Origin of the sequence: Mesorhizobium sp. M0698, assembly GCF_040320455.1 — a bacterium.
Lineage (GTDB): Bacteria > Pseudomonadota > Alphaproteobacteria > Rhizobiales > Rhizobiaceae > Mesorhizobium.
In genome coordinates, this window is the sequence record NZ_JAMYPQ010000016.1 from 91,021 (window position 1) to 104,824 (window position 13,804).

A 13,804-nucleotide genomic window follows, 5' to 3' on the forward strand; every position below is an offset into this window, starting at 1 on the left:
TGGCGAGCGCGAGCCAGCCTTGCATGTGCTAAGCCTCCAGCGCGGCCCTCCCGGCGATCCGCGCGCCGGACATGCCGAGCGCGATCGCCCCCGCCGTTCGGGTTCGCGTGGTCGGCGTCCTCGGCGATTACGGCGGCTGATGATCCTCGAACCAGAATGATGACTGGCGTCGCGAGATAGTTCCCACCGACGGCAAGGGAAAATGCGATGTCATGACGATACGTCCATTGTCCGAGCAAGCCTCCAGGAATGCCCACCGCGTCCGACGTGCCTGGTCAGGGTCCGTGTCGTACCGAAAGCTCCAGTCGGGGTATATGCATTGCATCGGCCAATGCATGAGATCGCCGGAAAACACAGCCCCTACGCCTCGAGATCTCAGGCCGATGGCTACGTGCCCCGGGGTGTGGCCCGGCGTCGGCTCCAGCCACACTTCGCCATCGAGTTCATAATCCATATCGACAAGCACAGCCCGACCAGCCTCGACGATTGGCAGCACATTGTCCTGATAGGTCCGTTCGTCGGCATCGCCGGAGGCGGCCTGTGCGGCCTCGAACTCGCGCCGCGCCATGATGTAGCGGGCGTTCGGGAATGTCGGTATCCAACGCCCGTCCACCAATCGTGTGTTCCAGCCGCAATGGTCGATATGAAGATGGGTGCACAGCACATAGTCGATCTGCTCGGGAGCAACATCTGCATTCGCCAGGCGCGCCAAAAAGGTGCCGTCATTGCGGCGATGCCAATGCGGGAAGTATGCGCACGTCTTGTCGTTGCCGACGCAACTGTCGACCAGAATGGTGTGGTGACCGGTACGAACCAGAAAACTCTGGATGGGAAGAATAAGCCGGCCGGTTGCCGGCGATATCAATCGGGGCGTGAGCCAATGAAGATGCGGTTCGAGTGCTTCGTCGGTGCAGTCGGGGAACCATTCCGACGGCGTCCCCAGAGGGTCGCACATCTCCAGAATTCTGGTTACCCGGATATTCCCGATTCTCCAATCGTCCATTGATGCGATCCTTCTTCGATCGAGGACGGATCGCTAGAGATAACATTTGCGGGAAGATGGCGTCAGACATTTCTTCCGATAGGAAGACGGAGGCGCTCGCGATGTGGCCGCGCTTACGATCGGGTACCAATCGTTAGATATTAACCACTAGTTATCTTGCAAGCAGGTGGAAACACTTGCCGCCCCTAAAGCGTTGGAACAACAAAGAAGGGGCGGTGAAAACCGTCCCTTTCTCTATTGCGATCAGTGAGCATTAATGTTTTGGGAGCGCCTCAGTCTGGTGCGACTGCGTCAGCAAACAAAACGTTCAGGCGAATTCCCGAACGGGCTCCAGTCCGACGGCGCCGGCCAGACCGCCGATATCCTTGATTTCGGTATATTCGTAGAAGGGGTTCGCAGGCTCGTGGCCGCGGTTCACCCAGACCTTGCTCTTGATACCGAGATCATAGGCGGTCATGAGATCGTAGCGAAATGAGGACGACACGTGCGTAATGTCCTCCGGGCCGCAGCCGAGTTTGTCGAACATATATTCGAAGCCCTTCATCTGCGGCTTGTAGGCGCCGGTCTCCTCCGCCGTGATGACCATGTGAAAGGGTGCGCCGAGTTTCTCCACGTTCGACATGATCAGGCTCTTCATGGAGTTCGACAGGATCACCAGCGGAATCTCCTTGGCGACCTTGGCCAGGCCCACCGGGACGTCCGGGTGCGGGCCCCATGTCGGCACTTCCGCATAGATGCGCTGGGCATCCTCGGGCCGGAATGCGACGCCGTTGCGCTTGCAGGTCCGCTCCACGGAATTGTGCACGACCTCGCTGTACGGCTTCCAGGCGCCAAGAACCTCATCGAGGCGATAGGCCGAGAAATCCTTGATGAACTGCGCCATCCCAGCTGGGGAGAGCTGGGCACCATATACGTGTCTCGCCGCGCCGGCCATGTCGAAGTTGGTCAGTGTACCGTAGCAGTCGAAGGTGATGTATTTCGGTCTGAACTGGGTCATGAGCGTCGATCCTTCCAATCCTGTCGGCACTGCGTGCCTTTAACAGCAAGGATCATAATGAGGACCGGAGAAGACTAGTCGCCGCATTCGATGCGCCCTGAAGCAGATTGTTTTGTATTGCGTGAGAGCTTTGGCAGAGAGTTGCGCCTGAGTTCGTTTCGAGCTTCGGCGGGCGCGCGATCTCTCAGCCGTGCGTGGCATAAGATGCGGTGCCAGCGGCAAAGGAAAGTTAAAACGCCTATCGCTCAGGTTCTGGTCGGGAGGAACTGCTGCCCGCGGCAGCCTATCTTGGACCTAGAGAATTCAGGCCCGAATGAACATGACCGCGCAGCAGATCACGCTGGAAAACTAGCTGAAGGACGAAACCACACCACACCGGACTTATGCTCTCGTCAGTCAGGCACTGCGCTGAATCGGAGGAAGAAATGCTGGCAAACTCACTGATCGAACTCGATCGCGCACATCTGGTTCACCCGTTTTCATGCTATCGGAGCCACGAGGAGACGGGCGTGCGGGTGCTCAAATCCGCCAAAGGCGCAACCGTGACCGATGCAAGCGGGAAAACCCTGCTGGACGGATTCGCCGGTCTATGGTGTGTAAACATCGGATACGGCCAGGAAAGCGTCGTTGAAGCAGCAGCAAAGCAGCTAAGAGAGCTTCCCTATGCGACCGGATATTTCGGACTGGGATCCGAGCCTGCCATTCGCCTTGCTGCCAGGCTTGCAGAACTGGCGCCCGGCGATTTGAACCATGTCTATTTCACGCTTGGCGGCTCCGACGCAGTCGACAGTACGATCCGCTTCATTCGCTATTACCACCATGCCAAGGGTACGCCGCAAAAGGACCAGTTCATCTCGGTCGAGTATGGCTACCATGGATCCTCGACGGCAGGGTCAGGTCTGACCGCGATCCCGGCTTTCCACGCGGGTTTCGGCGTGCCATACGACTGGCAGCACAAAATTCCTTCGCACTACGCCTACCGCAATCCGGTCGGTTCCGACCCGCAGGCGATCATCGATGCATCGGTCGCGGCGCTGCGGTCCAAAATCGCGGAACTCGGCGCGGGCCGCGTTGCGGCCTTCTACGCCGAACCCATCCAGGGTTCGGGCGGTGTCCTCGTTCCACCGACAGGTTGGCTGAAGGCTCTGCACGCCGTGTGCAAGGAACACGACATTCTGTTCGTTGCCGACGAAGTCATCACTGCCTTTGGCCGTACCGGCCCGCTCTTCGCGTGTGAGGAAGACGAGGTCGTGCCGGATTTCATGACCACGGCGAAGGGACTGACCTCGGGCTACGTGCCGATGGGCGCCGTTTTTATGTCGGCCCAGGTGTACAATACGATCGCGGACGGAGCCGGCAAAGCGGCTGTCGGCCATGGCTATACTTATTCGGCCCATCCCGTGAGCGCGGCGGTCGGGCTCGAATGCCTGCGTCTTTATGAAGATGGCTTGCTCGAGAATGGGCGGAAGGCGGGCAAGCGCTTGATGGAAGGCCTTCGCTCGCTCGCCGACCACCCGCTGGTGGGCGACATTCGCGGTCGCGGCATGCTGGCAGCAATCGAGTTGGTCACCGACAAGGCACGCAAGACGCCGCTGCCGGTGGCGGCCGATCCGGGGCGCCGCATCTTCGAGCGCGCGTGGGCGAACGGCCTTGTCATCCGTGCCTTCAACAGCGGCACTCTCGGCTATGCGCCGCCGCTCTGCTGCACGGACGACGATATTGATGGAATCCTCGAACGCACGCGGATGACGCTGGATCAAACCCTCGAAGACAAGGATGTGCGGGCAGCGATGAAGGGCTGATCAGCGGGCGCATTGCATCGACCAGGGCTAAACTCACGCCGTCCGGGTCTTTCGCATGTTTCCTGGCCTAAGTATCAGCCCAGACGCTTCTTTCTCCGCTATACGAACGGCTCCGAGAACGACATTCAACGCCATGTGGCCCGGCCCAAGATTTCCGGCGAAACCCGCTTACAGGCAGGACGCGCCTGTCGTGATATCTTCCTGGGCCAAATGAAAACCGCTAAAACCTCCGGCCCTCCTTTTGGGACTAGCTTGGCGATCGGCTCGGCGTCACCGAGGCTTCACCTCCATTACTTGCCAAACCTGGTCAGCGGCGGTTTCGCATCCCACTGATCGACTTTTGCCCCTGTCACCCATCGCGCAGCAAAGATGATGGTCCGGCGATTTGTCTCCACGAATCGTCGACCTCGCATCGGCCATTCTGAAGCTCAGCGAGGTCGATCGTGACTCGTTGCACGGCGAGTTCGGGTCTCTTCGGCCTGGAGCCCGCCATTGAGACAATTCCCGCCCGCTCAAGGGCCGCCAAGGAGCGGGATACGTTCGGCTGCGGACGCGCCGCCAACCTGCACAGTTCCGTGATGCTTTGCGGTCGATACCGATGGATCAGCGCCACCAGCCGACAATTCTCAGGGGTCAACGCCCGCAGAACCTCTTCCGGCGCGCACGACTGAGCCATTGGTTCAGGGACCACCAGATGCCCCGCCGCCTGAGCCGTCGCCGCCGCCATCACTGTCGTGCGTGTTTTCCTCAGTAAGGGTGCTTTCCAAGTAAACAATGGCCTCGACGAAAGACGGAAATGCCTCTTTTACCCTGTCGAGGCTTTCCTGCACCTTGTCTGTTTTCAGGTCAAAACCGTACCGATGCCTCACCAGGTGACGGAATCCCTTTAACTCACTCAACGACTGATAAAGCTCGGGGTCGAGCACAGCCGGCCGGATGCCTGCAATTTCCGCCGACATCTGATCGAGCACGTCCTGGTGCATCGTAGGCCCTTGGGGAACGAGGCCGTCTATGTCGTTGGAGAGGCTGAGCAGGATGTCCTCGATGCCGTTGTAGACATTGTGGACTCCCAGCGAAACTGCTGCGACCGCGCCCCATTCTCCGCGTGACAGCTCACTCCGATGAGCCGCCAGATATTCCTCGATTTGCTGCAGTTCCTTCGCAGCACGGTCGATTTTTGGCGACAGTTTTGCGAATGCCGGATGCTTAAACGCTGTCATTAAGCAGTTCCTGCACTCGTTCGGACGAAACGTCTGAGGCAAAGATCAGGTCATAAGCAATGTTCGTTCCCCGAAGCTGATCTGCGACCAAGCGCTCTACCATGGCCCGGCGCGCGGGATCAGTGCGTCCGTGCACCAGCAGATCTACGTCCGAGTGGACGCGGAAACGGTTTTTCGCGAGGGATCCGACAACAGAGATATCGACGCCGCGGGCTTTGGCGTTCCGGAGAATACGCGATACACAGGCTTGCGCGGTCTTCCGGCGATCGTCAGCTCTTCGGTGGATCAAAGTGTTAATCTTGTTCATCTTTTCGCCTGTTGCCTTTGGTCCAACTGTGACCCGAGGCGAGATTGTCGCAACTCCACAAGCTGTACGTGCTACCTGCCTATATATCATTGTATGATATATATTCAAGCCATTTGACGAGGACCAGGCGAAAACAGGCGTTCGCTGGAAATGTCCAGGTGCAGTCGAAGTTTTAGGCTAAGCGCCGTTCAGGCGAGTGGCAATGACGGGCTCCGCCGAATCGTGACACCGTCATTCGACAAATGCCGCGCGCGCAACAAGATGGAGCTTGGCACGAGCGCCGCCGCTTGAGGACCGAGCCGGAGCAGCTTTCTCATTTGTCGAAAATGATGTCGAGAGGCAAATGGGATTTCACGATCGGTGACTTCAGCACGACGAAGCTGAAATATTTGTCGATTCCGATATCCAATTCGATCATGCGCTCCATGATCGTCTGGTACTCGCTGATGCCCGCTGTGACAAACTTCACAAGATAATCGTAGCCGCCTGAAACCAGATGGCATTCGATGACAGAATCGACTTTCTGAATTGCGGTGAGAAATCTCGCGAAGTCGTTCTGTTGATGGTGCTTGAGCGTGACTTCGGTGAAGATCGTTAGAGTCTGTCCGAGCTTGGACACATCGATCTGGGCGGAATAGCCGGTGATGAAGCCTTCCGCCTGAAGCTTCTTCACCCGCATCAGGCAAGGGCTCGGCGAAAGGTTGACCAGGTCGGCAAGCTCGACATTCGTGACCCGCCCGTTCTTTTGCAGTTGGGATAAGATCTTGATGTCGATCCTGTCGAGCTTCATTGGAAACCTGTCACACGTTCGAACCGCGGATCGCCCGACAGACGGCGTCCGTCACCTCCTGCGTGGTCGCTGTCCCTCCTACGTCCGGCGTCAGCACGCCTTCACTCGTCGCCGCTTCCACAGCGCTCATCAACCGTACGGCCGCCGCGCTCTCGCCCAGATGTTCGAGCATCTGGGCAGCGGTCCAGAAGGTGGCGACCGGGTTGGCAATACCTTTGCCGGCGATGTCGAATGCCGAGCCGTGAATTGGCTCGAACATCGAGGGATAGCGCCGCTCGGGATCAATGTTGGCGGTCGGTGCAAGGCCGAGACTGCCCGCGAGCGCGCCTGCAAGGTCCGACAATATGTCGGCGTGAAGATTGGTGGCGACGATCGTATCGAGGCTCCGAGGTTTCAACGTCATACGCACTGTCATAGCATCGACTAGCATCTTGTCCCACGCGACGTCCGGGAATTCCAGCGCCACCTCGGCTGCGATTTCGTCCCACATTACCATGCCGTGACGCTGCGCGTTGGATTTCGTAACCACTGTCAGGAGCTTTCGCGGCCGTGACTGCGCCAGCCGGAATGCATAGCGCATGATGCGGGTGACGCCGACGCGCGTGAAGATCGCGACCTCGGTTCCGACCTCCTCGGGGAGTCCGCGATGGGCGCGGCCGCCGTGGCCCGAATACTCGCCCTCGGAATTCTCCCGCACGATCACCCAATCCAGATCGCCAGGGCCAACGCCCGCCAGCGGCGAAACAATCCCGGGCAATATCCTGGTCGGCCGCACGTTGGCGTACTGATCAAAGCCTTGGCAGATCGGCAGCCGGAGGCCCCAGAGCGTGATGTCGTCAGGCAGATCGGGGGCGCCGACCGCGCCAAAGAAGATGGCGTCGAAGCGCTTTAGTTGCGCCACCCCATCTTCGGGCATCATCCGACCATGGGCCTTGTAATAGTCTGAGCCCCAGTCGAAGTGCTGGACGCGGAGCTTGAAGTCGCCGCAGCGCTGCTGCAGCGCCTCAAGCGCCTGGAGACCTGCGGCAATCACCTCCAGGCCGATCCCGTCGGCAGGAATGGCGGCAATCTCATATTCGCGCATCGTCACTTCCCTGTTTTTTGGTGCTGGCCGCCTCGTGACCTCAATCTCGTGTGCGATCGATTGTATGTTGGCAAGACGGTCTTCTCAGAATTCAGCGACCTTGCCCCACGCAGCAGTCTTCAGGCGCTCGGGCCTATAAGGACGCGGATCGACGATAGGCTCGCTGCCTGTAATGATGTCGGCGATCATATGCCCCGCGCCGGGGCCGATCCCGAAGCCGTGACCGCTGAATCCCGCCGCCAGGATGAAGCCCGGAATCCCCTCCACTTCGCCGACTGCGGGAATGCCATCGGGTGTACTGTCGATATAACCCGCCCATACATCGGAGATCGCGACGCGTTGGAGTTCGGGCATCAATTCGCAGGCTCTTCGATATGTCAGCCGAATCTGTCCCATGTCAGGCTTCGGGTCGAGAATGCGGTTCCGTTCCATTGGCGTGATGTCGTCGAGGGCCCATTTGCGCAGGCTTTCATGGCCTTGACGCCAGCCCTCTAAGGCGCCCGGGGCGAGATTGCGCCAGCGGCGGGCGAACATAGGTACAAACTCGCGGCCGAACCTGAACTGCTGCGGCGTTGGATCGACACGCGCCCGCCCGCTGATCGCCAGCGCGTATCCACCGTTGCTGCGCCGCGTCAGAGAGACGCGCGTGGTATGCAGGGCATCCGGCAGGCTGTTTGCACCGGGTGCCACGGCCAGAATGGACGAACGCACGGCAGCTTGCGGAAAACGAACACCGAGCTGATTGCAGAAGGATGAGGCCCAGGCGCCTCCGGCCATGACAACGGTCTTTGTCTGGATGGTGCCGGCTTCGGTCACCACAGCGCTCACCCGGCCGGCGCTCAGCTCCAGCCCGCGCGCCGCGCAATGCTGATGTACGGTGCCGCCCGTCGCCATAATGCCGCGCGCGGCAACCGGCACTGCCTTGGAAGGGTCCGCCGTTCCGTCAGTTGGCGAGAACACGCCACCTTTCCATTTGCGGCCCGTCGCTTTGCCCCGTTCGGTGGCTTCTTCCGCGCTCAGCATGTGCGTGGTGACCCCGACCGTTCTCGCAAAATCGCGCCACTTTGCCCAGCCTGCCAGCTCATTTTCGTCCTGTGAGAGATAGAGGAGACCGCAACGGCGAAATCCAGTATCCTCGCCAGTCTCCTGTGCCACCTTCTCCCAGAGGTCGAGGCTCTTGGTCGCCATCGGCAGCTCACGCGCATCGCGGTTCTGCTGGCGGCACCAGCCCCAGTTGCGGCTGGACTGCTCGGCCGCGATGCGCCCCTTCTCGACCAGGGCGACCTTGAGGCCGCGGCGCGCCAGATAGTATGCGCTGAACACGCCCACCACGCCGCCGCCGATGACGACGACGTCCGCCTCGCGAGGGAGGGAAGGGCTGCAGTCGATGTGCATGAGCGGCGCGGACATGGATGGGACTCCGGTAATTTGAAGCATCCTAACCTCCCACCCGCAGAGGCAGGCTGCGGAGTTTGTGCCTGGACGAAATTTCCTGCGTTTAGCAGCCCCCAGGACAGGCAATTATTGCGCGAAAAGCTCGCTGCGCGGAGCAAGCGGGAGTAAACTTCATGCAGTCGCGTTATCTGCGGTATGGGCGGCACACGGCGCAGTCGTCGACCTTGATCGGCAGCGCCTTGGCCGACATCGTGATGGGCCGCACGGTCACCAATCCGCTCGGCGGCATGGCCTGCACATGGGCCGATGTACACCGGAAAGCCTTGGTCCTATCCCTCATGGGCGCGTATTGCCGGATGAAGGATATGGTTGCCTGATCCCGGTTTCCGCGCCGAAACGGGAACAGAGTGAAATGCCGAACTGGATGTTCTTTTCAGAAGTTCCTGCCGCCCGAGGGCCAAGTTTCGAAGACTCTGCGGAAACAGAACAGTCAAACTGGCTGGAAGAACGGAGCAACCCTTCCTTATGGCAGGCAGGCTCCAGAGGACATCCGACAGGCAGGGCTTGCCCCTTCGGAGAGTTCTCCAAGAAAAAGGGAACAGAGTCCGGTACACGGACCGGATTTCATAAGGGAACCGCCAGGATGAGCAGAACCCGTCTCTCGCAGCCTCAGCGCGCGAAGCGTCGAAGGCCAGACTGCGGCCGCTACGGTGAGACGCTTCTGCTCAAAGGGCGATGAAGCGGTCCGCAATAGGGTGGACGCGCTCGGTTGAAAGGGGAGGTGATCTCGATGGTCGCAAGCATCCAGGCTGTAGCCCCCCACGATGTGGCGCTTTCGGTGCGCGACCTCACGGTGAATTTGCCGCAAGGCATGGAACGGACTCATGCTGTCAAGGACATTTCCTTCGATCTGAAACGCGGCCAGATACTCTGCATCATAGGCGAGTCCGGATCGGGTAAGTCGGTCACGGCGAACGCGATCATGGGGCTACTGCCCAAGGTGATCCGCCTCTCATCGGGAATAATCCAGCTGGAGGGGATGAACATCATCGGCATGTCGCCCGACAAGCTGCGCAACCTGCGTGGACGGGTCGTGTCGATGATCTTTCAGGACCCGCTCTCGGCGCTCAATCCCCTGATGGCGGTGGGCGCGCAGATTGACGAGGTCATGGCCGCGCATGGCTTCGGCACGCCACAAATCTGTCGAAACCGCGCTATCGAGCTGCTCACTGAAGTAGGCCTGCCAGATCCCGAACTCATGTATCACCAGTACCCTTTCCGGCTTTCGGGCGGGCAGCGGCAGCGCGTCATGATCGCCATGGCCCTGGCGCTCGAGCCGACGGTGCTGATTGCGGATGAGCCAACCACCGCGCTCGACGTCACCACCCAGGCTCAGATCCTGCAACTGATCCGTGACATTCAGCGGCGCAAGGGCATGAGCGTGATGTTCATCACCCACGATTTCGGCGTGGTGGCCGAGATCGCCGACAGCGTCGTGGTGATGGAAAAGGGCCATGTCGTCGAACAGGGCAGCGCCGAAGGGGTGCTGAAGTCGCCCAAGCACCCTTATACCCAGCGCCTGATTGCAGCCGTACCGCATTTGACCGGCGAAGATCGCCCTCGTCCGGAGGCTGCCAGCAAGGAGCCGATCCTGAAGGTTGAGGGTCTGGTGAAGACCTATCGCGGCGGCAGCGCGCTGTTCGGCGCGCAACGAGTTGTGACAGCGGTCAACGAGGTGTCGTTCGAACTGGCGTCCGGCCGCACGCTGGGGGTCGTAGGCGAGAGCGGTTCGGGGAAATCCTCGCTGGGCCGGCTCCTGATCAAGCTGCTGGACAGTGACGGCGGCGGGATCTTGTTCGAGGGCTGTGACATAGCCAAGCTTTCCGAAGCGAAGTTCCGCCCGCTTCGACCGCGGATCCAGATGATCTTCCAGGATCCCTTCGCTTCTCTGAATCCACGCTCGACGGTCGGCCACATCATGACGGTAGGTCCGGTGGCGCACGGGATGCCTTATGCTCAAGCGCGCGATGAAGCGCGTGCGCTTCTGGCACATGTCGGTCTCGATGCCGGCGCTTTTGGCCGCTACCCGCACGAGTTCTCGGGTGGGCAACGCCAGCGCATCGGCATCGCTCGTGCGCTGATGTTCAAGCCGAAGCTGTTGATTGCCGACGAGGCGGTCTCCGCACTCGACGTGTCGATCCAGGCGCAGATCCTGCAGCTTCTGGACCAGATCCAGCGCGAGACCGGCGTGTCGATGGTCTTCATCACGCACGACCTGCGCGTCGCCAGCCAGATCTGCGACGAAATCGCGGTGATGCAGAAGGGCCGGATCGTCGAGCGCGGACCGCCCTCGCAAATATTCCTGAACCCGCAAGCAACCTACACGCGCCAACTGGTAGCGGCAATTCCAGGAGAGCGGCCGGGCAATGCCCGTCCAGTAGCAGCAAACGCATAAGAAATAACAAGAGAGGAACTACCATGACCAAAAATTCATCGACTACGTCCAACTACTCGAGGCGCGAAGCGCTGCGACTGATGGCGATAGGTGGGGCTGCAGGCCTCATCGCGCCCAATCTGTTGGGCAAGCCCGCCTTTGCCAAGACCCCTCCTGCAGGCCCGGCCGGTCGCGTCATCGTCGGCCTCTCCCAAGAGCCGACCGTGTTCAATCCGCTGATGGCGCATATCGAAGTCGATGACGCGGTCCATTTCTCGGTTTTCGACGCGCTGGTCCGCATGGATCCCCAAGGTGGCCTACATCCAAACCTCGCAGCCGAGGTGCCAAGCCAAAAGAACGGCGGCATTTCGGAGGACGGTCTCAACTGGCGCATCCGGTTGCGTGACAATGCCCGCTGGCACGACGGTGAGCCCTTCACGGCCGAGGACGTGAAATTCACCCTTGAACTCATCACGAACCCGAAGTTTCGCGCTTGGCGCACGAGCGGCCATTCGCTCGTGCAGGACATCACAGTGGTTTCGCCCACCGAGATCACATGGCGGATGAAGGAGGCTTTTGCGCCCTATCTTTCGTTCTTGGCCGAAACGTTCATCGTGCCCAAGCACATTCTGGGGAAAGAGGCCGATCCGAATACAGCCGCCTTCAACCAGGCGCCGGTCGGCACCGGCGCATTCAAATGGAGCCAGCGCGTCGCAGGTGATCACATCGAGCTCGTCGCCAATCCTGAGTACGCGGGCGAAGGCCCCTATGTCGAGCAGCTCATCTTCAAATACATCCCCGACATGACGGTGCTCTACACGCAATTCAAGAGCGGCGACGTGGACCTGGTCGATCAGTCGTACATCACCGCCGACCATTATACTGAAGCCCGCGAACTAGCAGACCGCGTGGTGACACTTGAGACCGGGTCATCCCTGGAGTCGATCTACCTCAATTTGGGCCGCCCGCAGTTCAAGGAGTTGGCAGTGCGCCAGGCGCTCTACGCCGCCTTGGACAGGAAAGCGATCGTCGACACGATCTATTACGGCGTGGGCACTCTCACCGAGACCTTCATGCCGAAGGAGTCCTACTACTACGACCCGAACCTGCCGGTTCAGGAGTTCAATCTGGACCGGGCGCGCCAAATCCTTGATGAGGCCGGCTGGGCGCCGGGGCCGGATGGAATCCGCGCCAAGGATGGGGTGCGACTGTCCTTCTCCAACTCGACAACTTCTGGCAACAACCTCCGCGAGCAGACGCAGCAGTTCCTGCAGCAGACGTTTGCCGAGATCGGCGTCGAGATGACGATCTCGAATTTGCCGGCTGCAGTTATGTGGGGCGAGTTCTGGCTGAAGTCGCAATTCGACACCGCCATGGTGGGCGTCACCTATCTGATTGCCGCCGACCCCGACGCCACAAACCGGCTCCATACGAAGGCAATCGCCGCTCAAGGCGGACACGGTTCGAACACCGGGCAATATTCCAACCCTGAGGTCGATGCCCTGCTCGAAAAGGGCGCTCGCAGCTTCGATCCGGAAGAACGACGCGGGATCTATAATCGCGTGCAGGAGGTGGTGCGCCATGATCTGCCCTTCCTGCCGCTGTTCGCGTACACAATCGTCCTCGGGCGCAAGAAAGGGCTGGACGGCTTCGAGCCCAACGCCAACACCCGCACCGCGTCGTGGGATGCCGCAGCCTGGCAGTGGAAGGCCTAATCCGCGCAGTTGCCGCCGCCCCGCCGATTCCGCTGCGGCGGCGGCAACAGACTAAAATCATCAACCCACAATGGAGGGACTCGAATGCGCGGCTTCCTGCTCAATCGCCTCTCGCAGAGCCTGGTGCTGCTTGTGATCGTTTCGATCATCGGCTTCGGCATTCTGAACCTCCTTCCCGGCGGCCCGCTGGCGCAATTCGGGCTCGATCCCGGAATGACCCAGCAGGATATCGAGCGTCTCAAGGGGCTGCTGGGCCTCGATCGACCCATATGGATCCAATATCTGGACTGGGCATGGCGGCTGGTGCGGGGCGACTGGGGTCACTCCTTCCGCGACGGAGCGCCGGTATTGGAGGTGATCGGCAGCCATCTCTTTGCCACGCTGCTGCTGATGGGGTCCTCAACCGCAATTGCGATCTCCATTGGCGCCTGGATTGGAATCCGAGGCGCCACGCGCCGCTACTCGCTGTTCGATTATCTTGCAACTGTCGGGGCCATGGTTGCGTTGTCGGTCCCCACCTTCTGGTTCGGACTCGTCGGCATCTATGTCTTTTCCCTGAAGTTGGGTTGGCTGCCTGCGGGCAATATGTCCGAGATCGGCGACGCCTCGATCCTGGGCTACCTCCACCATCTGATCCTGCCAAGTATCGTGCTGTCGCTGGTCCATGTCGCGATCTGGAGCCGCTACATGCGCACGGCCACTCTCGACGCCATTAGCCAGGACTTCGTCAAGACGGCTCGGGCCAAGGGGTTGAGTGAACGCCGGATTCTGATGAAGCATGTCGTCGGCAACGCACTTTTGCCGATGATTACCTTGGCCGGGATGCAGCTTCCCAGCGTCCTCACTGGCGCGCTCGTGACCGAAACCGTCTTTACCTGGCCAGGAATGGGACGGTTGTTCCTCGATAGCCTTGGTTACAGCGACTATCCGGTTGTGATGGGGCTGCTGATGTTCTCCGCCATCCTCGTTCTGCTTGGAAACCTGATCGCCGACATTGTCGTCGCTATTGTCGATCCGCGCATTCGTCTGGCTTGAGCGCGCAACTTCCCCGACAGGA

General features: G+C 60.2%; 13 protein-coding genes. 5 read left to right on the forward strand and 8 right to left on the reverse strand.

The window, feature by feature from the left end; translation table 11 throughout:
- Positions 1 to 127: 127 nt before the first annotated feature.
- Both NKI16_RS25670 and NKI16_RS25675 read right to left on the reverse strand, forming a co-directional pair.
- Positions 128 to 1,003, reverse strand: coding sequence for an MBL fold metallo-hydrolase (locus NKI16_RS25670; RefSeq protein WP_352923847.1), 876 nt, complete (start codon positions 1,001 to 1,003; stop codon positions 128 to 130).
- 307 nt (positions 1,004 to 1,310) lie between these two features.
- Positions 1,311 to 2,000 carry a haloacid dehalogenase type II gene (locus tag NKI16_RS25675; RefSeq protein WP_352756951.1) on the reverse strand — a complete coding sequence of 230 codons (690 nt, stop codon included), beginning with the start codon at positions 1,998 to 2,000 and terminating at the stop codon, positions 1,311 to 1,313.
- Positions 2,001 to 2,425: 425 nt separating this feature from the next.
- On the opposite strand from NKI16_RS25675, the gene NKI16_RS25680 reads away from it, so the two are divergent.
- On the forward strand, positions 2,426 to 3,802 hold the full coding sequence (locus tag NKI16_RS25680) for an aspartate aminotransferase family protein (protein ID WP_352923850.1): 1,377 nt from the start codon (positions 2,426 to 2,428) through the stop codon (positions 3,800 to 3,802).
- A gap of 349 nt (positions 3,803 to 4,151) precedes the next feature.
- Here the strand turns inward: NKI16_RS25680 and NKI16_RS25685 are convergent, their stop codons facing one another.
- From NKI16_RS25685 to NKI16_RS25710, 6 genes are all read right to left on the reverse strand, one after another.
- Positions 4,152 to 4,529, reverse strand: coding sequence for an HVO_A0114 family putative DNA-binding protein (locus NKI16_RS25685; protein WP_352450644.1), 378 nt, complete (start codon positions 4,527 to 4,529; stop codon positions 4,152 to 4,154).
- Entirely contained in the window at positions 4,483 to 5,022 is a 540-nt protein-coding gene (locus NKI16_RS25690; RefSeq protein ID WP_352578046.1) for a ribonuclease toxin HepT-like protein, read from the reverse strand. The genes NKI16_RS25685 and NKI16_RS25690 overlap by 47 nt, the downstream gene beginning before the upstream one ends.
- Positions 5,009 to 5,329, reverse strand: a complete 321-nt coding sequence (locus tag NKI16_RS25695) for a nucleotidyltransferase domain-containing protein (protein WP_023678801.1) — start codon at positions 5,327 to 5,329, stop codon at positions 5,009 to 5,011. The genes NKI16_RS25690 and NKI16_RS25695 overlap by 14 nt, the downstream gene beginning before the upstream one ends.
- A 313-nt stretch (positions 5,330 to 5,642) precedes the next feature.
- Entirely contained in the window at positions 5,643 to 6,119 is a 477-nt protein-coding gene (locus tag NKI16_RS25700; protein WP_023678802.1) for an Lrp/AsnC family transcriptional regulator, read from the reverse strand.
- Between the two features lie 10 nt (positions 6,120 to 6,129).
- Positions 6,130 to 7,203 (reverse strand): tartrate dehydrogenase, encoded by a 1,074-nt coding sequence (locus tag NKI16_RS25705; RefSeq protein ID WP_352756955.1) that lies wholly within the window; start codon positions 7,201 to 7,203, stop codon positions 6,130 to 6,132.
- A gap of 84 nt (positions 7,204 to 7,287) precedes the next feature.
- The gene (locus tag NKI16_RS25710; RefSeq protein WP_352756957.1) at positions 7,288 to 8,613 is read right to left on the reverse strand and encodes an NAD(P)/FAD-dependent oxidoreductase; all 1,326 of its coding nucleotides are present in this window, start codon (positions 8,611 to 8,613) and stop codon (positions 7,288 to 7,290) included.
- Positions 8,614 to 8,771: 158 nt separating this feature from the next.
- Between NKI16_RS25710 and NKI16_RS25715 the strand changes: the two genes are divergently transcribed.
- From NKI16_RS25715 to NKI16_RS25730, 4 genes are all read left to right on the forward strand, one after another.
- Complete coding sequence (locus NKI16_RS25715; protein ID WP_352756959.1) at positions 8,772 to 8,975, forward strand: hypothetical protein; 204 nt, start codon at positions 8,772 to 8,774, stop codon at positions 8,973 to 8,975.
- 413 nt (positions 8,976 to 9,388) lie between these two features.
- On the forward strand, positions 9,389 to 11,053 hold the full coding sequence (locus tag NKI16_RS25720) for an ABC transporter ATP-binding protein (protein WP_352923853.1): 1,665 nt from the start codon (positions 9,389 to 9,391) through the stop codon (positions 11,051 to 11,053).
- Between the two features lie 23 nt (positions 11,054 to 11,076).
- Positions 11,077 to 12,747, forward strand: coding sequence for a peptide ABC transporter substrate-binding protein (locus NKI16_RS25725; protein ID WP_352756963.1), 1,671 nt, complete (start codon positions 11,077 to 11,079; stop codon positions 12,745 to 12,747).
- Positions 12,748 to 12,831: 84 nt separating this feature from the next.
- Positions 12,832 to 13,782, forward strand: coding sequence for an ABC transporter permease (locus NKI16_RS25730; protein WP_023678808.1), 951 nt, complete (start codon positions 12,832 to 12,834; stop codon positions 13,780 to 13,782).
- Positions 13,783 to 13,804: the final 22 nt, after the last annotated feature.

Bases quoted from the DNA above. Each gene is read 5' to 3' on its own strand.
- NKI16_RS25670 (WP_352923847.1), bottom strand. From the start codon at position 1,003: ATGGACGATTGGAGAATCGGGAATATCCGGGTAACCAGAATTCTGGAG.
- NKI16_RS25675 (WP_352756951.1), bottom strand. From the start codon at position 2,000: ATGACCCAGTTCAGACCGAAATACATCACCTTCGACTGCTACGGTACA.
- NKI16_RS25680 (WP_352923850.1), top strand. From the start codon at position 2,426: ATGCTGGCAAACTCACTGATCGAACTCGATCGCGCACATCTGGTTCAC.
- NKI16_RS25685 (WP_352450644.1), bottom strand. From the start codon at position 4,529: ATGGCGGCGGCGACGGCTCAGGCGGCGGGGCATCTGGTGGTCCCTGAA.
- NKI16_RS25690 (WP_352578046.1), bottom strand. From the start codon at position 5,022: ATGACAGCGTTTAAGCATCCGGCATTCGCAAAACTGTCGCCAAAAATC.
- NKI16_RS25695 (WP_023678801.1), bottom strand. From the start codon at position 5,329: ATGAACAAGATTAACACTTTGATCCACCGAAGAGCTGACGATCGCCGG.
- NKI16_RS25700 (WP_023678802.1), bottom strand. From the start codon at position 6,119: ATGAAGCTCGACAGGATCGACATCAAGATCTTATCCCAACTGCAAAAG.
- NKI16_RS25705 (WP_352756955.1), bottom strand. From the start codon at position 7,203: ATGCGCGAATATGAGATTGCCGCCATTCCTGCCGACGGGATCGGCCTG.
- NKI16_RS25710 (WP_352756957.1), bottom strand. From the start codon at position 8,613: ATGTCCGCGCCGCTCATGCACATCGACTGCAGCCCTTCCCTCCCTCGC.
- NKI16_RS25715 (WP_352756959.1), top strand. From the start codon at position 8,772: ATGCAGTCGCGTTATCTGCGGTATGGGCGGCACACGGCGCAGTCGTCG.
- NKI16_RS25720 (WP_352923853.1), top strand. From the start codon at position 9,389: ATGGTCGCAAGCATCCAGGCTGTAGCCCCCCACGATGTGGCGCTTTCG.
- NKI16_RS25725 (WP_352756963.1), top strand. From the start codon at position 11,077: ATGACCAAAAATTCATCGACTACGTCCAACTACTCGAGGCGCGAAGCG.
- NKI16_RS25730 (WP_023678808.1), top strand. From the start codon at position 12,832: ATGCGCGGCTTCCTGCTCAATCGCCTCTCGCAGAGCCTGGTGCTGCTT.